The sequence below is a fragment of the Mycobacterium sp. 050134 genome, from assembly GCF_036409085.1.
Taxonomy (GTDB): domain Bacteria; phylum Actinomycetota; class Actinomycetes; order Mycobacteriales; family Mycobacteriaceae; genus Mycobacterium.
In genome coordinates this window covers 37,237-57,647 of the sequence record NZ_JAZGLV010000016.1, presented here as the reverse complement: position 1 = coordinate 57,647, position 20,411 = coordinate 37,237, and the positions used below count along the sequence as shown (strand labels likewise).

16 protein-coding genes are annotated in these 20,411 nt (G+C 69.2%); all 16 read right to left on the bottom strand.

Features of this window, described 5'->3' with window-relative positions; genetic code table 11:
• Window positions 1-4: 4 nt before the first annotated feature.
• On the bottom strand, window positions 5-1,108 hold the full coding sequence (gene proB, locus SKC42_RS19400) for a glutamate 5-kinase (protein ID WP_330965898.1): 1,104 nt from the start codon (window positions 1,106-1,108) through the stop codon (window positions 5-7).
• Entirely contained in the window at window positions 1,105-2,559 is a 1,455-nt protein-coding gene (obgE, locus tag SKC42_RS19395) for a GTPase ObgE (protein ID WP_330965897.1), read from the bottom strand. Before obgE ends, proB begins: the two co-directional genes overlap by 4 nt.
• A 59-nt stretch (window positions 2,560-2,618) precedes the next feature.
• Window positions 2,619-2,873, bottom strand: a complete 255-nt coding sequence (rpmA, locus tag SKC42_RS19390; RefSeq protein ID WP_085258006.1) for a 50S ribosomal protein L27 — start codon at window positions 2,871-2,873, stop codon at window positions 2,619-2,621.
• Window positions 2,874-2,887: 14 nt separating this feature from the next.
• The gene (gene rplU, locus SKC42_RS19385) at window positions 2,888-3,199 is read right to left on the bottom strand and encodes a 50S ribosomal protein L21 (RefSeq protein ID WP_330965896.1); all 312 of its coding nucleotides are present in this window, start codon (window positions 3,197-3,199) and stop codon (window positions 2,888-2,890) included.
• Between the two features lie 217 nt (window positions 3,200-3,416).
• On the bottom strand, window positions 3,417-6,209 hold the full coding sequence (locus tag SKC42_RS19380; RefSeq protein WP_442932194.1) for an Rne/Rng family ribonuclease: 2,793 nt from the start codon (window positions 6,207-6,209) through the stop codon (window positions 3,417-3,419).
• 275 nt (window positions 6,210-6,484) lie between these two features.
• Window positions 6,485-6,895, bottom strand: a complete 411-nt coding sequence (gene ndk / locus SKC42_RS19375; RefSeq protein WP_330965894.1) for a nucleoside-diphosphate kinase — start codon at window positions 6,893-6,895, stop codon at window positions 6,485-6,487.
• 30 nt (window positions 6,896-6,925) lie between these two features.
• The gene (locus SKC42_RS19370; protein WP_330965893.1) at window positions 6,926-7,312 is read right to left on the bottom strand and encodes a DUF4233 domain-containing protein; all 387 of its coding nucleotides are present in this window, start codon (window positions 7,310-7,312) and stop codon (window positions 6,926-6,928) included.
• The gene (gene folC / locus SKC42_RS19365; RefSeq protein ID WP_330965892.1) at window positions 7,309-8,823 is read right to left on the bottom strand and encodes a bifunctional tetrahydrofolate synthase/dihydrofolate synthase; all 1,515 of its coding nucleotides are present in this window, start codon (window positions 8,821-8,823) and stop codon (window positions 7,309-7,311) included. Before folC ends, SKC42_RS19370 begins: the two co-directional genes overlap by 4 nt.
• On the bottom strand, window positions 8,823-11,474 hold the full coding sequence (locus tag SKC42_RS19360; RefSeq protein WP_330965891.1) for a valine--tRNA ligase: 2,652 nt from the start codon (window positions 11,472-11,474) through the stop codon (window positions 8,823-8,825). The genes folC and SKC42_RS19360 overlap by 1 nt, the downstream gene beginning before the upstream one ends.
• A 26-nt stretch (window positions 11,475-11,500) precedes the next feature.
• A complete protein-coding gene (locus SKC42_RS19355) occupies window positions 11,501-12,760 on the bottom strand; it encodes a saccharopine dehydrogenase family protein (protein ID WP_330965890.1) in 1,260 nt (419 codons plus the stop codon).
• A gap of 93 nt (window positions 12,761-12,853) precedes the next feature.
• Window positions 12,854-13,477: a transglycosylase family protein gene (locus SKC42_RS19350; RefSeq protein WP_330965889.1), complete on the bottom strand. Its 624-nt coding sequence runs from the start codon at window positions 13,475-13,477 to the stop codon at window positions 12,854-12,856.
• Between the two features lie 1,064 nt (window positions 13,478-14,541).
• Complete coding sequence (mobA, locus tag SKC42_RS19345) at window positions 14,542-15,150, bottom strand: molybdenum cofactor guanylyltransferase (protein ID WP_330965888.1); 609 nt, start codon at window positions 15,148-15,150, stop codon at window positions 14,542-14,544.
• A gap of 14 nt (window positions 15,151-15,164) precedes the next feature.
• Window positions 15,165-16,280 (bottom strand): 2-oxoacid:ferredoxin oxidoreductase subunit beta, encoded by a 1,116-nt coding sequence (locus tag SKC42_RS19340; protein ID WP_330965887.1) that lies wholly within the window; start codon window positions 16,278-16,280, stop codon window positions 15,165-15,167.
• Window positions 16,277-18,253 (bottom strand): 2-oxoacid:acceptor oxidoreductase subunit alpha, encoded by a 1,977-nt coding sequence (locus SKC42_RS19335; RefSeq protein ID WP_330965886.1) that lies wholly within the window; start codon window positions 18,251-18,253, stop codon window positions 16,277-16,279. The genes SKC42_RS19340 and SKC42_RS19335 overlap by 4 nt, the downstream gene beginning before the upstream one ends.
• 199 nt (window positions 18,254-18,452) lie before the next feature.
• A complete protein-coding gene (locus SKC42_RS19330; protein ID WP_330965885.1) occupies window positions 18,453-18,635 on the bottom strand; it encodes a hypothetical protein in 183 nt (60 codons plus the stop codon).
• A gap of 41 nt (window positions 18,636-18,676) precedes the next feature.
• The gene (clpX, locus tag SKC42_RS19325; protein WP_330965884.1) at window positions 18,677-19,957 is read right to left on the bottom strand and encodes an ATP-dependent Clp protease ATP-binding subunit ClpX; all 1,281 of its coding nucleotides are present in this window, start codon (window positions 19,955-19,957) and stop codon (window positions 18,677-18,679) included.
• Between the last annotated feature and the right edge of the window lie 454 nt (window positions 19,958-20,411).

Below are 20,411 nucleotides of genomic sequence, written 5' to 3'. Positions count from 1 at the left end.
CCGCTTAAACGACCACCAGGTCGTCGGCGTGCACCGCGGGCCGGCGCAGCTCTCCCGGCAACTCGGAGGTCGACCGGCCCATCATCGAGGCGAGTTCGGCGGCGTCATAGGCGACCACACCGCGGGCCACCATCGCCGCATCCGGCCCGCGCAACTCGACGACGTCGCCGCCGTAGAACCGGCCGGCCACCGCGGTGATGCCCGCGGCCAGCAGCGAACGGCGTTGTTGCACAACGGCGCGCACCGCCCCGGCGTCCAGGGTGAGTGAGCCGGCCGACTCGGCGGCGTAGCGCACCCAGAACCGGCGCGCCGACATGCGGGCGGTGCGTGCGGCGAACACCGTGCCCGACGAGGCGTCGGTGAGCGCGGTCGCGGCGTCGGCGGCGGCGGCCAGCAGCACCGGCACCCCGGCGTCGGCCGCCAGCAGCGCCGACGACATCTTCGACGCCATCCCCCCGGTACCCAGCGCGCTGCCGGGCCCGGCGACCACGCCGTCTAGGTCCGCCGTCCCCGACACCTCGGGAATGAACCTGGCGCCCTCCGTCTTTCGCGGGTCGGCATCGTAAAGGCCGTCGATGTCGGACAGCAGCACCAGCGCCTCGGCGCCCACCAGGTGGGCCACCAGCGCGGACAGCCGATCGTTGTCGCCGAACCGGATCTCGTTGGTAGCGACCGTGTCGTTCTCGTTGACGATCGCCACCGCGTGCAGCGCCCGCAGTCGGTCGAGTGTGCGCTGGGCGTTGGTGTGCTGGGCGCGCATGGAGATGTCGTGGGCGGTCAGCAGGACCTGTCCGACCGTGCGGCCGTACCGGGCGAACGCCGCGCTCCACGAGTTCACCAGCGCCACCTGCCCAACACTGGCCGCCGCCTGCTTCGTCGCCAAGTCCTTGGGGCGACGGGACAATCCGAGCGGCTCCATGCCGGCGGCGATGGCCCCAGAGGACACGATCACCACGTCCGTGCCTGCCTTCATGCGCGCCTCGATCGCATCGGCGAGGGCGGCCAGCCTCCCGGCGTCGAACATCCCGGACGGCGTGGTCAGCGCGTTGGTGCCGACCTTGACCACGAGGCTGCGGGCGGTCCGGATGGCCTCACGGTGTGCGCTCACGGGGCGGCATCGGTGTCGCCCGCACGTTCGCGGCGCTGACGGCGGGCGGCCTTGCGTTCGGCGGCACCCACCCGCTCGCTCTGCTCGAGCCGCACATCGGTTCCCCGGCCGGACATGGCGACGTGTTGGCCCGCCGGTGTCTGTGGTTCCCAGTCGAAGGTCATCTCGCCGATGGTGACCGCGCAGCCGGGCTCGGCACCCAGCCGCAGCAGCTCATCCTCGACGCCCAAGCGCGCGAGCCGGTCGGCGAGATAGCCGACGGCCTCGTCGTTTTCGAAGGCGGTCTGCCGGACCCAGCGCTCGGGCCGCGCGCCGCTGACCACGAAACCGCCCTGTCCGTCGGGCTCGACGGCAAAGCCGCTGTCGTCGACGGGCACCGGACGGATCACCGGCCGCCGCGGCACGACCGGCGGGAGCGCCGCGTTGTACTCCGACACCATCCGCCACAGCCCGAAGATCAACGGCTGCAAGCCTTCCCGCGAGACGGTCGACACCAGGAACACCGGCCAGCCGCGTTCGGCGATCTCATCCCGCACGAATTCGGCGAGTTCGCGCGCCTCCGGGACGTCGATCTTGTTCAATACCACCGCCCGCGGCCGCTCGGCGAGGTCGCCCAGCGTAGCATCGCCCTGCAGCGTGGGCGTGTAGGCGGCGAGTTCGGCCTCCAGGGCGGCGATGTCGGAGATCGGATCGCGGCCGGGTTCGGCGGTGGCACAGTCGACCACGTGCACGAGCACGGCGCAGCGCTCGATGTGCCGCAGAAAATCCAGGCCAAGCCCGCGGCCCTGCGACGCGCCGGGAATCAGGCCGGGAACATCGGCGACGGTGAAGGTGTGCTCCCCCGCCGAGACGACGCCCAGGTTGGGGGCCAGCGTGGTGAACGGATAGTCGGCGATCTTCGGCTTGGCCGCGGAGATCGCGGACACCAGCGACGACTTTCCGGCGGACGGGAAGCCGATCAGGCCAACGTCGGCCACGGTCTTGAGTTCGAGCGTGAGGTCGCGGGCCTCGCCCTCCTCGCCGAGCAGGGCGAAACCGGGGGCCTTGCGGGCGCGCGACGCCAGCGCGGCGTTGCCCAGGCCGCCGCGACCGCCGGCCGCGGCCTCGAAGCGGGTGCCCGGGCCGACCAGGTCCGCGAGCAGCCTGCCGTTCTCGTCCAGCACGACGGTGCCGTCGGGGACCTTCACCTCCAGGTCCGCGCCGGCGGCGCCGTCGCGGTTGTTCCCCATGCCCTGCTTGCCCGAAGGGGCCGCGATGTGGGGGCGAAAGTGGAAATCCAGCAGGGTGTGCACCTGCGAATCGACGACCAGGACGACGCTGCCGCCCCGGCCTCCGTTGCCGCCGTCGGGGCCGCCCAGGGGCTTGAACTTCTCGCGGCGAACCGACGCGCAGCCGTTACCGCCCGAACCCGCACGCGCATGGATGGTGACGCGGTCGACAAACCGAGGCATCGCAGGGTCCTCTCAGGTATCGCCCGGCGACGATGCGAGCCGGGCGGCCCGGGAAGAGATCAGTCGGCCGCGACGATGCTGACGGTCTTGCGCCCACGCTTGACGCCGAATTCGACCGCGCCGGTCTCCTTGGCGAACAGCGTGTCGTCGCCGCCGCGCCCGACGTTCACCCCGGGGTGAAACTTGGTGCCGCGCTGACGGACGATGATCTCGCCGGCCTTGACGAGCTGGCCGCCGAATCGCTTGACGCCCAGCCGCTGAGCGGCGGAATCGCGACCGTTGCGCGAGCTCGAAGCGCCCTTCTTATGTGCCATGTCTGTCGCCTTTGCTACTTGATCCCGGTGACCTTCAGGACCGTCAGCTGCTGACGGTGGCCCTGACGCTTGTGGTAGCCGGTCTTGTTGCGGAACTTGTGGATGCGGATCTTGGGGCCCTTGATGTGCTCGAGCACCTCGCCCGTCACGGCGACGTTGGCCAGCGCGCCGGCGTCAGTGGTGACGTTGGTCCCGTCCACCACCAGCGCGACCGGCAACGACACACTCGAACCCGGCTCCGAGTCGAGCTTCTCGACCTTGACGACGTCCCCGACGGCGACCTTGTACTGCTTGCCGCCCGTCTTGACGATTGCGTAGGTCGCCATCGTTGCTCCTGCCTTCTGCTTCGCCGATTGCCCGCGCTTGGCGCGCGAACCACCGGCATCCTCGTGGTGGGTCCTGGTCGTGGATCTCAGTGCGGGGCCGCGCCGTCTTCCGGGAGTCCCGCCGTTCACCGGCCAAGGCTTGGGGCCCGGCCTGGCGACAACTGTCCAAGGGTACGTGGCCAGCGCCTACAGGGTCAAACTGGCCCGGTCACCGGCCTCAGTCGGCGTGGATGGGCGGCCCGGCCGGCCGGCCGGCGGCGCGCCGTCGGGAACGCCCGAACGTCGACCGGACCTCGACGATGCCACCGGAGTCGTCCGCGTCGGAGTCCTCGGAATCGTCGAAGTCCGAATCGTCGTCATCGTCGTCATCGTCGTCATCGCTGTCGTCATCCAACCCGACGTCCTCGTCGTCGTCGCCGAGGTCTTCCTCGTCGTCCAGCTCGTCCTCGTCGAGTTCGTCCTCGTCGTCGGTGTCGTCCGTGTCGTCGGCGCCGCCGAAGTCCTCCCGCACGGCGGTCACCTCCGCGTGCGTCCGTTCGTCGATGTCGCTCGACTCGTCCGATTCGCCGGTCTCGTCGGACTCCTCGTCGTCGCGCCCGTTACCGGCCGCCATCGCCTTGAACATCGGGTGCTCACCGGGGGCATGCGCGGGCACCTTGGCCACCGCGGGCTGGTCGGCGGACTCGTCGGACCGGCCCTTCTTCGACCGCCGGCCGCGCCGGCCGCCGGACTCGGCCTTGCGCCCGTTCGACGGCGTCGATTCGACGGGGTCGGCGTGCAGCAGGACGCCGCGGCCGCCGCAGTGGGGGCACGCCGTCGAGAACGCCTCGATCAACCCGGTCCCCAGCCGCTTGCGGGTCAGTTGCACCAGGCCCAGCGAGGTCACCTCGGACACCTGGTGGCGGGTGCGGTCGCGGGCCAGCGACTCGGTCAGCCGACGCAACACCAGGTCGCGGTTCGACTCGAGCACCATGTCGATGAAGTCGATGACGACGATACCGCCGATGTCGCGGAGCCGCAGCTGGCGAACGATCTCCTCGGCCGCCTCGAGGTTGTTCTTGGTCACCGTCTGCTCGAGGTTGCCCCCGGAGCCGGTGAACTTGCCGGTGTTGACGTCGATCACCGTCATCGCCTCGGTGCGGTCGATCACCAGCGTGCCGCCCGACGGCAGCCACACCTTGCGGTCCATCGCCTTGGCCAGCTGCTCGTCGATGCGATGCACCGCGAACACGTCGGGCGGCGGGACCCCCTCGGAGGACCCGGCCGTCTCGTACTTGTTCAGCTTCGAAACCAGGTCGGGGGCAACCGAATTCACGTACTCGGTGATCGTATTCCAGGCCTCGTCACCCGACACGATGAGCCCGGCGAAGTCCTCGTTGAACAGGTCGCGGATGACCTTGACCAGCACGTCCGGCTCTTCGTAGAGCGCGACCGCGGCACCGGCCGCCTTCTGCTTGATCTCGCTCGCCTTGGCCTCGATCTGCTGCCAGCGCTCCTGCAGGCGGGTGACGTCGCCGCGGATGTCGTCCTCTTTGACGCCCTCCGAGGCGGTGCGGATGATCACCCCGGCGTCCGACGGGACCACCTCGCGCAGGATCTCCTTGAGGCGTTGCCGCTCGGTGTCGGGCAGCTTGCGGCTGATCCCGGTGGACGACGCGCCCGGCACGTACACCAGGTAGCGGCCCGCCAGCGACACCTGCGTGGTCAGCCGGGCGCCCTTGTGGCCGATCGGGTCCTTGCTGACCTGGACCACGACGTAGTCGCCCGGTTTGAGGGCCTGCTCGATCTTGCGGTCGGATCCGCCCAGGCCGGCGGCTTCCCAGTTGACCTCGCCGGCGTACAGCACCCCGTTGCGGCCGCGGCCGATGTCGACGAACGCCGCCTCCATCGAGGGCAGCACGTTCTGCACGATCCCGAGGTAGATGTTGCCCACTAGGGAAGCGGAAGCGGCGGACGTCACGAAGTGCTCGACGACGATGCCGTCCTCGAGCACCGCGATCTGGGTGTACCGCGAACCTGGGTGCGGCGGTTCGGTGCGAACCCGGTCGCGCACCACCATGACGCGTTCGACGGCCTCCCGGCGCGCCAGGAACTCGGCCTCGGTCAATACCGGCGGGCGGCGCCGCCCGGCGTCGCGCCCGTCCCGGCGCCGCTGCCGCTTGGCCTCCAGCCGCGTCGAGCCGTCGATGCCCTTGATCTCGGCCGTCGAGCTGCCATTGCCGTCCCCGCCGCCCTTGCCCGAGCGCGGCGGCCGTTCGTGCACCACCGTGTTGGGCGGGTCGTCGGGCGACGATGAGTCGTCGTCGTCAGCCGCACCGGACTTGCGGCGCCTGCGCCGGCGGCGCCGGCGGGTGGCGCCCTCCGACGCGCCGCCCTCCTCGTCACCGGTGTCCGAATCGTCGGAGTCCTCGGAATCGTCCTCGTCCGAGTCGGATTCGGCGTCGTCGTCGCCGGAATCCTGGCCGTCGGGGCCGCCCTGCTCGCCGCGCCCGCGGCCCCGGCCGCGGCGACCCCGGCGCCGGCGGCGGTTGGCCGGCTTGTCGGCCTGTTCGTCGTCGTCGGTGTCGCCGTCCTCGGAGTCGTAGTCGGCGTCACCCTCGGAGGCCTCGCCGTCGTCGCCCCGGTCCTTCTCGATCGGCTGGGGCGCGACGAAAAGCGGCATGTACTGCGGGGGTTCGCCGGTGGTCTCCGCAGGCGGCGGCACGGGCCGGGCTGCCACGGGGGCCGGGGCACTGCTGAAGCCCGGGATGTTCGGCAGCGGCTTGGCGAAGATGAGGTCGCGCACGCGGAGCGCGTCCTCGCGGTCCACGCCCGACTGCACGTTGCGGGTCCGCCCGTCGAGCGAGACCAGGGCGTCCAGCACCTCTCTGTTGGTGCTGCCCAGCGCCCGTGCCAGCTGATGGACCCTCAGGCGGTCCGGCAGGTCCTCGTGCCCGGTCGGCTCTTGTGTCGGCTCTGTAGGGGGTGCACCGTCTACCACAAACTCTCCTTTAGCCCCCGGGCGCGTCATTTCGACGCGGCCACGCGAGGGCTTCGCTATGCGCCCGGGTCGCTTCTCCCGGGCCTGTAATGGTCTCGCCCCGAGCGGCTCGAATGAACTCGCCCGACGTCGTACTGAATGTCGGCCTGACATGCGGCGCAACACCGGCCCGATGGCAGTGGTCGCGCTTGTCTAAGTCTTCATTCGGGTGTCCGAAGCCGGTCCGGCGACGTTCACCCGCTGTCAGTATCCCATATCACTTCTCGCACCCACTCGCACCTGAGCGGGCGGTTCGTTCGGCCGAGCTAACTGTTGGGAAACCAGAGCGCGATCTCGCGCTTTGCCGAGTCGGCCGAATCCGACCCGTGCACGAGGTTGAACTGCGTCTCCAGCCCGAAGTCGCCGCGAATCGTGCCCGGTGTCGCCTTTTCGACCGGATCGGTGCCGCCGGCGAGCTGACGGAACGCGGCGATGGCCCGCGGCCCCTCCACGATCACCGCGACCACGGGTCCCGACGTGATGAATTCGAGCAGCGAACCGAAGAAGGGCTTGGCTTCGTGTTCGGCGTAGTGCTGAGCGGCCAGGTCTTCGGTGACGTGCCGAAGCTCCAGCGCGGCGATGCTCAGGCCTTTTCGCTCGATGCGGCTGAGGATCTCCCCGGTGAGACGCCGTTCGACGCCGTCGGGCTTGATCAGTACGAGAGTCCGTTCGGTCACGGCGCACAGCGTACAGAAATTGCCGCCGCCTCAGCCGGGCGGCTGGGCCTTCCCGCGTCCGGCCTCCCGCCGCCGCACCTCGGCGCGAAAGTACGCGATGAGGGCCCATAGGCCGGTGAACAGGACGCCGATGACGCCCACCCCCGGGTACACCGCGAAGCCGGCGAGCAGCGGGATCTGGACGCCGAGGTTCACCCAGATCGCCCAGGGCCGCCGCTGGAGCCCGGCGAGCAGGATCAGCAGCGCGGCCAGGCCGATCAGGTAGGCCAGCGAGGCCGACGTCAGGCCACCGCCGACCGCGCCGACCACCGGGATCGCGAGCAGCACCACGATCGCCTCGAGGATCAACGTCGCGGCCATGACCGCGCCGAAACTCTTCCACGGGTCGCCGGCCGGCGGCGGGCCCTGCTCGCTCATTGCGGATCACGACCGAACAGGGTGCGGGCCGCTCCGGCGGTGACGACCGAGCCGGTGATGACGATCCCGGTGCCGGAGAACGCCTCGACCTCCCCCTCCACCAGTCCGTCCCGCAGGGCGTCGTCGACGAGGGTGGTCGCGAGGTCGATCGCGTCGCTCAGGTTCTCGGCGCTGGTGACGCGGTCGGGCCCGAACCGCTGCTGCGCCACCAGCGCCAGCGACTCGACGTCCAGCGCCCGCGGCGACCCGTTCTGGGTCACGATGACGTGGTCGAACACGGGCTCCAGCTCGGCGAGGATGCCGCCGGCGTCCTTATCGGCGAGCACGCCGACCACGCCGACCAGGTAGCGGAAGTCGAACTCGCCGGTCAGCGTCTGCGCCAGCGCGGCCGCGCCCGCCGGATTGTGCGCGCCGTCGATGAAAACCGTTGGCGCGCTGCGCATGCGCTCCATCCGGCCGGGACTGGTGACGGCGGCGAAGCCGGCCCGGACCGCGTCGACGTCGAGCTGGCGCTGCGCGCCCGCGCCGAAGAATGCCTCGACCGCCGCGAGCGCCACGACGGCGTTGTGCGCCTGGTGCTCGCCGTGCAGCGGCAAGAAGATATCGGAGTACACGCCGCCGAGCCCCTGCAGTTGCAGGACCTGTCCGCCGATGGCAACCTGGCGGCCCAGGACCGCGAATTCGGAATCCTCGCGGGCGACGGCGGCGTCCGCGCGCACGGCCCGCGCCAGCAGCACCTCCATCGCCTCGGGCAGCTGGCGTCCGATCACCGCGACGGTGTCCGGCGCCCCCTCGGGTGCCTTGGCAATGATTCCGGCCTTCTCGCCGGCGATGCTGGCGATGTCGTCGCCCAGGTAGTCCACATGGTCGATGGCGATCGGGGTGATGACCGCAACCGGTGCGCCGATCACGTTGGTGGCGTCCCAGCGCCCCCCCATTCCAACCTCGACGACCGCGACGTCGACGGGCGCGTCGGCGAACGCGGCGAACGCCATCCCGGTGAGCACCTCGAATTTGCTCATCGCCGGTCCGCCGTCCGTTTGAGACTGCGCGTCGACCATTTGCACGAAGGGCTCGATCTCTTGGTACGTCGCGACGTACCGGGCCGGGCTGATCGGCTTGGAGTCGATCGCGATGCGCTCGACCGCGGATTGCAGGTGCGGGCTGGTGGTTCGGCCGGTGCGGCGGCCCAGGGCGGTCACCAGGGCGTCGACCATCCGCGCCACCGAGGTCTTGCCGTTGGTGCCCGTGATGTGAATCGACGGGTAGCCGAGCTGCGGCGAGCCCAGCAAGTCCATCAGTGCGCTGATGCGGGTCAGGCTCGGCTCGATCTTGGTTTCCGGCCAGCGCTGGTCCAGCAGGTGTTCGACCTGCCACAGTGCCGCGATCTCGTCGGGCGTGGGCGGGGCATCGGCCTCGGGGACTTCGGGGTGTTCGGGGTGTTCGGGGTGTTCGGGGTCTGCGGGTTCCCCGGGGCCAAAGCCCGGCCCCCACTCGGGCGACTCGCTCATCACAGGGCAGCCAGCCTGGCCGTGATCCGGTCCCTCTCGTCCTGCGCGAGCCGCTGCCGGTCGCGGATCTTTGCGACCACATGTTCGGGAGCCTTGGCCAGGAAGTCGGCGTTGCCCAGCTTGGCGGCGGTCGAGGAAAGCTCCTTTTGCGCTGCGGCCAGGTCTTTTTCCAGGCGGCGGCGCTCGGCGGCGACGTCGATGGTGCCCGACGTGTCGAGCTCGACGACGACGGTGCTGTTCGAGTCGGGCCCCAGCCGCACCTCCAACGACACCGACGGCTGGAAGTCGTCACCCGGCGCGGTCAGCCACGCCAGCGAGGTGACGGCGGCGACTTGGGCGCTCAGCCCGGCGCCCTCGACACCGCCCAGCCGGGCCGGCACCTTCTGCCGGTCGGCCAGGCCCTGTTCGCTGCGGAACCGCCGGACCTCGGTGACCAGCCTCTGCATGTCGCTGATCCGCTGCGCGGCAACCGGATCCAGCGACACCCCCGACGGCGTCGGCCAATCGGCGACGACCAGCGACTCCCGGTTTGTCAGTGCCCGCCATAACGACTCCGTGAGGAACGGGATCACGGGGTGCAGCAGGCGCAGCAGCGTGTCGAGCACCGCCGCCAGCACGGCGGTGGTGTGGGCACCCCCCTCCGAGAGCTGCGTCTTCGCCAATTCCAGGTACCAGTCGCAGAATTCGTCCCACGCGAAGTGATACAGCGCCTCGCAGGCCCGGCTGAACTCGTAGGCGTCGAGGGCCGAATCGACTTCGGCGCGAACCTCTTCCAGGCGTCCAAGGATCCAGCGATCGGCATCGGTCAGTCGGTCCGACGGCGGAAGATCCTCCAGGGCAGCGCCGTTGAGCAGCGCGTAGCGCGTTGCGTTGAACAGCTTGGTGCAGAAGTTGCGGGAGGCCCGGACATGGTCCTCCCCGATCGCCAGGTCACCGCCGGGACTGGCGCCGCGGGCCAGTGTGAAACGCAGGGCGTCGGCCCCGAACGTGTCCATCCAGTCCAGCGGGTCGACCACGTTGCCCTTGGACTTGCTCATCTTGCGGCCGGACTCGTCCCGGATCAGCCCGTGCAGGAAGACGTCGGTGAACGGTACCTGGGGGCCCCGGCGGCCGCCGAGCGTGATGGCGTCGTCGTCGCCGACGAAGGTGCCGAACATCATCATCCGCGCCACCCAGAAGAACAGGATGTCGTAGCCCGTCACCAAAACGCTTGTCGGGTAGAACTTCTCCAGTTCCGGGGTCTGCGCCGGCCAGCCCAGCGTGGAAAACGGCCAGAGTCCGGAGGAGAACCAGGTGTCCAGCACGTCGGGGTCCTGCTCCCAGCCCTCCGGCGGCGCCTCGTCCGGCCCGACGCAGACCTGTTCGCCGTCGGGCCCGTACCAGATCGGGATCCGGTGGCCCCACCACAGCTGCCGCGAGATGCACCAGTCGTGCATGTCGTCGACCCAGGCGAACCAGCGTGGCTCCATGCTGGCCGGGTGAATTACGGTGTCGCCGTTGCGCACCGCGTCACCGGCGGCCTTGGCCAACGACTCCACGCGCACCCACCACTGCAGCGACAGCCGCGGCTCGATCGGCTCGCCGCTGCGCTCGGAGTGCCCGACGCTGTGCAGGTAGGGGCGCTTCTCCTCAACGATCCGTCCCTGCGCGGCAAGGGCTTCCCGCACCGCGACGCGCGCCTCGAAGCGATCCATCCCGTCGAATTGCGTTCCGGTGTTGGCGATCCTGCCCTTGGTGTCCATGATCGAGATCATCGGCAGCTGGTGGCGCAATCCGATCTCGAAGTCATTGGGATCATGCGCGGGCGTGACTTTGACGGCGCCCGTGCCGAATTCGGGGTCGACGTGCTTGTCGGCGACGATGACGAGCCGCCGATCGAGGAATGGGTGGGGCAGCGTGCTGCCCACCAGGTGTCGGTAGCGCTCGTCGTCGGGGTGCACGGCGATCGCGGAATCGCCCAGCATCGTTTCGACTCGGGTGGTGGCGACCACGATGTGAGGCTGGGAGTCGTCCAGCGAGCCGTATCGAAACGACACCAGCTCGCCCTCGACCTCGTCATAGTTGACTTCGATGTCCGAGAGCGCAGTTTCGAGCACGGGCGACCAGTTGACCAGCCGCTCGGCGCGGTAGATCAGCCCGGCGTCGTAGAGCCGCTTGAAGATCGTGCGCACGGCCCGCGAGAGGCCCTCGTCCATGGTGAACCGGTCGCGGCTCCAGTCGACGCCGTCACCGAGGCGGCGCATCTGGCCACTGATGGCGCCGCCGGACTCGCGCTTCCAGTCCCAGACCTTCTCGACGAAGAGCTCCCGGCCGAAGTCCTCTTTGGTCTTGCCGTCTACCGCAAGTTGCTTCTCGACCACGCTCTGCGTCGCGATGCCCGCGTGATCCATGCCCGGTTGCCACAGCACCTCGTAGCCCTGCATGCGCTTGCGGCGGGACAGGGCATCCATCATGGTGTGTTCCAGCGCGTGGCCCATGTGCAGGCTGCCGGTCACGTTCGGCGGGGGCAGGACGATCGAGTACCCGGGCTTGGGGCTCGTGGGGTCCGCCCTGAAGTAGCCGGCGTCCACCCAGCCCTGGTAGATCGGGCCCTCCATGGCGCCGGGGTCCCACGACTTGGGCAGGTCGGCGGCGGAGCGGCTGTCGGTCACCGGTCAATTCTAGGGAGCGACGCGCGTCACCCACCCAGCCGGTCGACCTGCAACGACACGCCGGCGGCCGGGAACCGGGCCAGCAGCGTGTCACCCATCGCGGCCGCGGGTGTCAGCACGCCGCGCAGGTCGGAGAGTTTGTCGCGGTCCAGCGCAAGCGCCAGGCCACACTCCCCCAGCAGCACCGACGTCGCCTTGTAACCGGGGTCACCATGCTGGTCCATGCGCGCCACGTAGCGCGCACCGGTGGTCGTCGTGGTGTAGGTCTCCACCCGGTAGTAGCCGCGCTCGCGCGTCTTCGCGCTGGGCCCGGAGCCGGACTTGGGGACGACACGCTCCACCAGCCGACGCGGCAGCAGCCGGAAGTAACGGCTGCCCAACGCCATCGCCGCGTTGCCGATAACGCTCACGACGGCCGATCCCAGGGGCGCCAGGGGCGACGCCCCCAGGCTCATGCTTTCGCTGTACCGGAACTGCCGGCCGTACGGCCAGCCCAGCAATGCGTTGCTGCGGCGCACGATGCGGGTGTTGACCGGCCCCATCATGAAGCCGGCCGTCCACAGGCCGCTCAGTTCCGGCGCGATCTGACGGCCGCGGCGCCACGGCAGGTCGGGCTGGCGGCCCAGTTCCGGTTCGGCGGCGCGATCGGTGGTCAAGGTGTAGGGATCGAGCAGCTGGCTCCGCACGTCCGGGTCCCCGGAGGCGGCGTCGAACACGTCCAGCAACGAGGCGATGGTGCCACCCGACAGCCCCCCGCGCATAGAACGGACGACGAAGTCGGTCTCGCCCAGCTCGCCCGCGCCGTCGTCACGCGCCGTCCGGTAGAGCGCGTAGACGGTCAGGTCCGAGGGCACGGAGTCGAAACCGCACGCATGGACGATGCGGGCGCCCGTGTCGGCGGCCTGCTTGTGATAGGTGTCGATGCTGTCCCGCATGAACGGCGGTTCACCGGTGAGGTCGGCGTAGTCGGTGCCGGCCGCGGCGCACGCCGCCACCAGAGGCAGCCCGTAGCGGGCGTAGGGCCCGACCGTCGTGACGACGACCTGGGCGCGGGCCGCCATCTCGTTGAGCGTCGACGGCGACGCGGCGTCGGCGGCCACCAGGCCCCAGGATCGCGCGGGCTCGCCGAGGCCGTCACGGATCGCGCGCAACCGGTCGGTCGACCTCCCGGCCAGCGCTATCCGGGCGTCGCCCGCCGCGGTGGCGAGGTATTCGGCGGTGAGCTTGCCGACGAAGCCGGTGGCGCCATAGAGCACGAGGTCGAATTCACGCGGCGTTGCGGTCACGGGCCCCGACGCTACCCGAGGGTGTCGCCGTGCCGGAGACGAGGAATGCCGGGCCCGAAGGCCCGGCATTCCCACTTAACTGCGCGACGGCGGTCAGCCGCGGCGGCCGCAGACCGGCCACGCGCCGATGCCCTGGCTGTGCAGGACGTTCTCGGCGACCCGGATCTGCTCCTCGCGGCTGGCGCCGGACGGCGATCCCGAACCACCGTTGGCGTGCCAGGTGCTCGAGGTGAATTGCAGGCCACCCGAGAAGCCGTTGCCGGTGCTGATCGACCAGTTGCCGCCCGACTCACACTGCGCGATGGCATCCCAGTTGACGCTGTACGCCTTGTGGACGGGGGGCGGCGGCGGGGCGTCCGGTCCCGGCGGCGGCGGAACATTCGGATCGAAGCCAACGGGCGCCGGCGGCGGCGGGGCGTCGGGCCCCGGCGGCGGCGGAACGTTCGGGTCGAAGCCAACGGGCGCCGGCCCCGGCGGTGCGTCGACGGGCGCCAGGGCGTCCGGGACCGCGGGCGGCGGCGGAACATTCGGATCGAAGCCAACGGGCGCGGGCGCCGGAGCGTCCGGGGCCGGCGGCGGCGGCGCGTCGGGGACGACATCGGCGGGGGGAACGTTCGGGTCAATGCCCATCGGCTCCGCGGTCGCGGTGGCGGAAGGCACCGTCACCAACGTGCCCGAGATTGCGGCGAGGATGAGCGTCTTGCGGACGTTCTTCAAATTTTTTCCTTTCGCGGTGCGCGCGCGCCAAAGCAAGCCCACGGACGTGGGCTGAAGGTGCTTGGTATTGCGGAAGGGGTGCTCTGGGCCGTGCCGTCTCGTTCAGGCACGGCAGCGGGGGCCTGAATGCCCGGCGGACTATCGCCCACCGGCCGCGGTCGGGCTTTCGCCGTCCGCAGCCCCGCACACACGCGGGTCCGTAGATTCAATTTTGTTACTAATCGGTAACCCGTTTTCGGGCTAAGAGGGACCGTACGAGACCCGGAACCATTCGTCATCTTCGGAAAGCGGATATCTCGGTTCGATAACGACTCGGTCACGGCGCTATGCCGGATTTGTCGGCGCAGGTCAGCGGGATTATTTCGCCGGGTGCCCATCCGTGGAAATAGCAATCAAATCGTGAGCCGAATCACGCGGTTTTTGTGAGCTGGGCCACGGCATTTGCGGTCACGCGGCGGCGCCGTCTGGTGCAGTCCACGCTCGCGCCCTACCCGCGGTGCCCGCACCTTAGTGCATCAGGCGATGCAATCGCTACCGACACGCCGCGGAGTGCTACGGCGAGGAGAACGTCGCGAAATGGCTTGCTCGGCAGCCCTTTCCAGCCATGAGGCCGACGCGTCCGCTTCATGGCCCGGATCCGCCACGGCACCAGGATGTTTCAGCTAAAAATATTGCCGGACAATAGCTTTGACAGCCTCGATGTCGAGGGTCGGTGGCCGCGGCTTTGCCCGGGGAACCGGTCATCGCCGACCGACGGAAGCCGCCCCATTCGTCGTCGACATTTGCCGCATAACCGCGGCCGGCCCGCGACAGCCGGTCGGCGCGCGTCCGGGCCGGCCAATCCCGGCCAGGCACGGAATGTGGGCTGCGCCAGTACATTACAGATCACGCTCGGTTTATGGGGACGACCAATACCGGCCGGACGCGGAAATTGATAATCGGTGATTATCAATTTCCGCCGTCGGAATTTGCAAAGGCTTAACGGACGAGAGTTTCCACCGGATTCGCCCGAGCGTGAACGTAGCTTCACGCTGGGCCGGACACGGTCCCGGGGACCGGCCGGATCAGGCCCGCGACGGGGTCAGCGCGCGCAAATCGGCGTCGCTGTTGACGTTCGTCAGGGATCGCGAGTCGGAGGTCACGATGCGCTGGGCGTCCGAGCTGTCGACCAGAGCCCGCATCTTGCGTTCCCCCGCCGACACCAGCGCGTCGGCACGGTCGGCCAGATCGGTCCGATAAACCGCGGCGAGGTAGTGATCCTGCCCGTCCCACGGCAGTACGACCTCGGCGCCCGTCTCGACGGCCATGCGGGTGAGCTCGTCGATGAGATCGGCGGCCAGGAAGGGCATGTCGACGGCGCAGACGAAGGCGTACCGGGCGCCGGCCTCGGCGGCCGTCCGCAACGCCCGCGCGGTGGCGGCCAGCGGACCGAGACCGCGCAGCTCGTCGCGCACGATCTGGGCTTGCAGCGGCGGCAGCGGCTGGCCCTGGGCGGCCATCACCAACACCGGCTCGCAGCGCTGACGGAGAACGCCGACCACCTGCTCGACCATGGTGATGGCGCCGGCGCCGTCAGAGGACCCCGGGACCGGCATCCCAGCCTTGTCGCGGCCCATTCGCCGCGATGCGCCGCCGGCGAGGACCACCCCGGCCAGTGAAACTGCGTCGGGCATCAGTTCAGCCACCTTCAGTCGACGGTCCAGGTGTCGCGCCCGCGCAGCAGCGATTGCAGGGCGGCTGTGTCGAACGGGCTCGACGCCCGCGCGGTGCGGACCTGCGAGCGGGCCGCGTCGTCGTACGTGGGCCGGCTGACGTTGCGGAAAATGCCCAGCACCGTGTGCTCGAGGTTCTGGTCCGACAGCCGCGACAGCGCGAAGGCGTACGCGGAGTCGTCGGCGTGGGCGTCGTGGACGACGATCTCGTCGACGGCCACGTCGGCGGTCTTGGCCACGTCCAGGCCGAATCCGGAGCGCACCACGCAGTATTCGCCGTCGGCGCCGAAGGTGATGGGCTCGCCGTGGCGGACGTTGATGACCCGCTCCTCGGCGCCCTCCTTGCGCAGGGCGTCGAACGAGCCGTCGTTGAAAATCGGGCAGTCCTGCAGGATTTCGACCACGGCCGCGCCGCGATGCTCGGCGGCGGCCCGCAGCACCTCGGACAGCCCCGCGCGATCGGAATCGAGCGCGCGGCCGACGAAGGTGGCCTCGGCGCCCAGCGCCAGCGACACCGGGTTGAATGGCTGGTCCAGCGACCCCATCGGCGTCGACTTGGTGACCTTGCCTACCTCGGAGGTGGGCGAGTACTGGCCCTTGGTTAGCCCGTAGATGCGGTTGTTGAACAGCAGGATGGTGATGTTGACGTTGCGGCGCAGCGCGTGGATCAGGTGGTTGCCGCCGATCGACAGGGCGTCGCCGTCACCGGTGACCACCCACACCGACAGGTCCTCGCGGGCCAGCGCCAGTCCCGTCGCGATGGCCGGTGCCCGGCCGTGGATCGAGTGGAAGCCGTAGGTCTCGAGGTAGTAGGGGAACCGGCTCGAGCAGCCGATGCCGCTGATGAAGACGATGTTCTCGCGGCGAAGGCCCAGCTCGGGCAGGAAGTTGCGGATGGTGTTGAGGATGACGTAGTCACCGCAGCCGGGGCACCAGCGCACCTCCTGGTCGCTGGTGAAGTCCTTGGCCTTCTGCGGCTGGTCCTCAACAGACAACGTGGGCACGCCGTCGTTCTTGGTCAGTCGCCGGTTTTCCCCCCCGGGCGTCAGCCCTAGGTCCGCGCCCGCCAGATTGCCCATCAGGTCGGTCATTCGCTAGCTCCCGCTCCCACCGTTGCCGCCGACATCCTGGCGACCATGGTCTTGTCGTCTTCGATCTCGGCGAGCGTCCCCGCCAACGCGGCGCGGATGACGCGCCCGATCTCGTCGGCGAGGAACGCGACGCCCTGGACCTTGGTGACCGATTGCACGTCGACGAGGTACTTGCCCCGGAGCAGCAACGCCAGCTGGCCGAGGTTCATCTCCGGCGCCACCACTTGGGGGTAACGCCGCAGGACGTCGCCGAGGTTCGCCGGGAAGGGGCTGAGGTGCCGCAGGTGTGCGTGCGCGACCTTGACGCCCCTGCGCCGCGCCCGCCGGCACGCCTCCCCGATCGGCCCATAGGAGCTGCCCCAGCCGATCAGCAGCAGCGCGGCGTCTCCGGTGGGATCGTCGACCTCCAGGTCCGGAACGTCGATGCCGTCGATCTTGGCCTGGCGCAACCGAACCATCAGGTCGTGGTTCACCGGCTCGTAGGAGATGTTGCCCGACCCGTTCGCGGCCTCCAGCCCGCCGATGCGGTGCTCCAGGCCCGGCGTGCCCGGGATCGCGAACTGGCGGGCCAGCGTCTCGGGGTCGCGGTTGTACGGCTGGAAGGGCTCGTCCGGCTTGGCGAACGTGTGCTTGATGGGCTTGAGAGTGCCGACGTCCGGGATGCACCACGGCTCCGAGCCGTTGGCGATCGCGCCGTCGGACAGCACGATCACCGGCGTGTGGTAGGACACCGCGATGCGCACGGCCTCGATGGCGGTCTCGAAGCAGTCTGACGGCGACCGGGGCGCGAGCACCGCCACCGGCGACTCGCCGTTGCGGCCGTACAGCGCCTGCAGGAGATCGGCCTGTTCGGTCTTGGTCGGCAGGCCGGTCGACGGACCGCCCCGCTGGACGTCGATGACGAGCAGCGGCAGCTCGGTCATCACCGCGAGTCCGAGCGCCTCGGACTTCAGCGAGATGCCGGGTCCGGACGTGCTGGTGACGCCAAGGGCGCCGCCGTAGGAGGCGCCGATTGCCGCGCAGATGCCGCCGATCTCGTCCTCGGCCTGGAAGGTGATCACGTTGAAGTTCTTGTGCTTCGACAGCTCGTGCAGAATGTCCGAGGCCGGCGTGATCGGGTAACTGCCCAGCATGACCTGGATGCCGGCGAGCTGACCGGCGGCGACGATCCCGTAGGCCAGGGCGGTGTTGCCCGAGATCTGGCGGTATTCGCCCGCCGGCAGGCTCGCCCGGGACACCTCATAGGTGGTGCCGAAGGCCTCGGTGGTCTCGCCGTAGTTCCAGCCCGCCTTGAGGGCCAGCACGTTGGCCTCCGCGACGTCGGGCTTGCGGGCGAACTTCTCCCGGATGAACCGCTCGCTGGTCTCGATCGGCCGTCCGTACATCCAGGACAGCAGGCCCAGGGCGAACATATTCTTGGCGCGCTGGCCGTCCTTCTTCGAGGCGCCGATGGCCTCGACGGCCCCCAGGGTCAGCGTGGTCATCGCGACGGAATGCACGACGTACTCGGACAACTCGTCGGACTCGAGGGGGTTGGTGACGTAACCGACCTTCGTCAGGTTGCGCTTGGTGAACTCGTCGGAGTTTACGATGACCATCCCGCCGCGCGGCAGGTCGCCGATGTTGGCCTTGAGCGCGGCCGGGTTCATCGCGACGAGGACATCGGGCCGGTCGCCGGCGGTCAGGATGTCGTAATCGGCAATTTGGATCTGGAACGACGAGACGCCGGGCAGTGTCCCCGCGGGAGCGCGGATCTCGGCGGGATAGTTCGGCTGTGTGGCCAGGTCGTTGCCGAATAGCGCTGCCTCGGAGGTGAACCGGTCACCGGTCAGCTGCATCCCGTCGCCGGAGTCGCCGGCGAATCGGATGACCACCTGCTCGAGGCGCTGACGGACGGACCCGTTATTCGGGGCTCCATTGCGAGAATTCAACCCGCGAGAATTCGACCCGGCGCCGCTGCCGTTCGGATCCACGTCTCAGCCCTCCACTTAATTGACCGGACAGGCACTCCGCGTAGCTCCAGGTTACGCGCCGGCAAAGATTCACCAGCCGTCACGGCTTTGATGTCACTGGCGGTACCAATTATGGCACCGTTTGTTAGCGTACGTAGCCATCTGATTGGCCTCCCACGCAGTGAGTTTGCACTCAAACACCGAAGTCAGCGAGGCGTACTCACGGGTAGCTTGCGAAAGTGTGGTGTTGGTCACGTCCGCGGGTCGCGGGCCGCCGCCGTCTCCGGCATCGCCAGCCAGGCCCCAGCCCGTCGCGGACGTCGGCGAGCAGGAAGTTCACCGCGTCCAGCGCCAGCGCCGATCGGCGGGCGACCGCGCCGGGGCGGCTGACGATGTCGGCCATACGGGGTCAGACCCTGGCCCGGCCCCGTCGGCGAGGAGGCGCTAGGCGGTCTTGTCGCGGCGCTCGGCCCGAGAGGGCTTGCGCGGCACGATCGTTGGGAGCACGTTGTCCTGCACCGTCTCCTTGGTCACCACGACCTTGGCGACGTCGTCGCGGCTCGGGATGTCATACATGACGGGCAGCAGCACCTCTTCCATGATGGCGCGCAAGCCACGGGCGCCGGTGCCGCGGTGGATGGCCTGGTCGGCGATGGCTTCCAGCGCGTCGTCGGTGAACTCCAGCTCGACGGCGTCCATCTCGAAGAGGCGGGTGTACTGCTTGACCAGAGCGTTTTTCGGCTCGGACAGGATCTTCACCAAGGATTCCTTGTCCAGGTTGGTCACCGAGGCGACGACCGGCAGCCGGCCGATGAACTCGGGGATCAGCCCGAACTTGATCAGGTCCTCGGGCATAACCTCGGCGAAGTGGTCCGTGGTGTCGATCTCTGCCTTGGAGCGGACCTCCGCGCCGAAGCCCAGGCCGCGCTTGCCGACGCGCTCGTAGATGATCTTCTCGAGGCCGGCGAACGCCCCGGCGACGATGAACAGCACGTTCGTGGTGTCGATCTGGATGAATTCCTGGTGCGGGTGCTTGCGACCGCCCTGCGGGGGCACCGACGCCTGCGTGCCCTCCAGGATCTTCAACAGCGCCTGCTGAACACCCTCGCCGGAGACGTCGCGGGTGATCGACGGGTTCTCGCTCTTGCGCGCGATCTTGTCGACCTCGTCGATGTAGATGATGCCGGTCTCGGCGCGCTTGACGTCGTAGTCGGCGGCCTGGATCAGCTTGAGCAAGATGTTCTCGACGTCCTCACCCACGTAACCGGCCTCGGTCAGCGCGGTGGCGTCGGCGATGGCGAACGGCACGTTCAGCATCTTGGCGAGCGTCTGGGCCAGGTAGGTCTTGCCGCAACCGGTCGGTCCCAGCATCAGGATGTTGGACTTCGTCAGCTCGACCGGCTCGTGGCGGGAGTCGCGGCTCTTCTCGCCGGCCTGGATCCGCTTGTAGTGGTTGTAGACCGCGACCGCCAGGGTGCGCTTGGCGGTGTCCTGCCCGATGACGTATCCCTCGAGGAACTCGCGGATCTCGACCGGCTTGGGAAGCTCGTCGAGCTTCACGTCGTCGGCGTCGGCCAACTCCTCTTCGATGATCTCGTTGCAGAGGTCGATGCACTCATCACAGATGTACACACCGGGGCCAGCAATGAGTTTCTTGACTTGCTTTTGGCTCTTCCCGCAGAACGAGCACTTCAGCAGGTCACCGCCGTCTCCGATGCGCGCCATGGTGCTTCAGGGCCTACTTCCTTGTTCGCCGTTCGTCTTGCTCTGCCGCATGTATCCCACGACGCTACCCGCTATATCGGGCCAGATGCGACCATTACCGCCGAATCGCGTGCTTGGTATTCGTGGAGTTCATGCTTGTCCGTCTGAACATATAGCCAGACGGCACCCGGCACCGGCGTAAGACGCGCATTGCTTGTCTTTGGCGTGTCGCGGTCGTTATCCGGCCGAGGCCGGTGCGCCGCTCGGCTTCTCTCCGACCCGCTGTGGTCGGCGAGGCTGCTCGTCGCCGTGCATGCTCTGGCCGACGGGTCGGAGTACCGCGGACGCTACGGCCCGTCCGTCGCGGCCGGGGCGGGACGGCCGCGGGCGGGTAGGCCCGGGCGCAGTGGGCGGCGGCGGGGGCGTGAATCATCGCCGGGTGCTGCCGGGTGGGCCCGGCGGACATCGCCGCGTT

Excerpts from the sequence above, each read along its gene's own strand:
- mobA (WP_330965888.1), bottom strand. The coding sequence starts at position 15,150 with ATGCCCGACGCAGTTTCACTGGCCGGGGTGGTCCTCGCCGGCGGCGCA.
- SKC42_RS19370 (WP_330965893.1), bottom strand. The coding sequence starts at position 7,312 with ATGAGCGAGCAGGGCCCGCCGCCGGCCGGCGACCCGTGGAAGAGTTTC.
- obgE (WP_330965897.1), bottom strand. The coding sequence starts at position 2,559 with ATGCCTCGGTTTGTCGACCGCGTCACCATCCATGCGCGTGCGGGTTCG.
- clpX (WP_330965884.1), bottom strand. The coding sequence starts at position 19,957 with ATGGCGCGCATCGGAGACGGCGGTGACCTGCTGAAGTGCTCGTTCTGC.
- SKC42_RS19340 (WP_330965887.1), bottom strand. The coding sequence starts at position 16,280 with ATGACCGACCTGATGGGCAATCTGGCGGGCGCGGACCTAGGGCTGACG.
- folC (WP_330965892.1), bottom strand. The coding sequence starts at position 8,823 with ATGAGCGAGTCGCCCGAGTGGGGGCCGGGCTTTGGCCCCGGGGAACCC.
- SKC42_RS19380 (WP_442932194.1), bottom strand. The coding sequence starts at position 6,209 with ATGACGCGCCCGGGGGCTAAAGGAGAGTTTGTGGTAGACGGTGCACCC.
- rpmA (WP_085258006.1), bottom strand. The coding sequence starts at position 2,873 with ATGGCACATAAGAAGGGCGCTTCGAGCTCGCGCAACGGTCGCGATTCC.
- SKC42_RS19330 (WP_330965885.1), bottom strand. The coding sequence starts at position 18,635 with ATGGCCGACATCGTCAGCCGCCCCGGCGCGGTCGCCCGCCGATCGGCG.
- rplU (WP_330965896.1), bottom strand. The coding sequence starts at position 3,199 with ATGGCGACCTACGCAATCGTCAAGACGGGCGGCAAGCAGTACAAGGTC.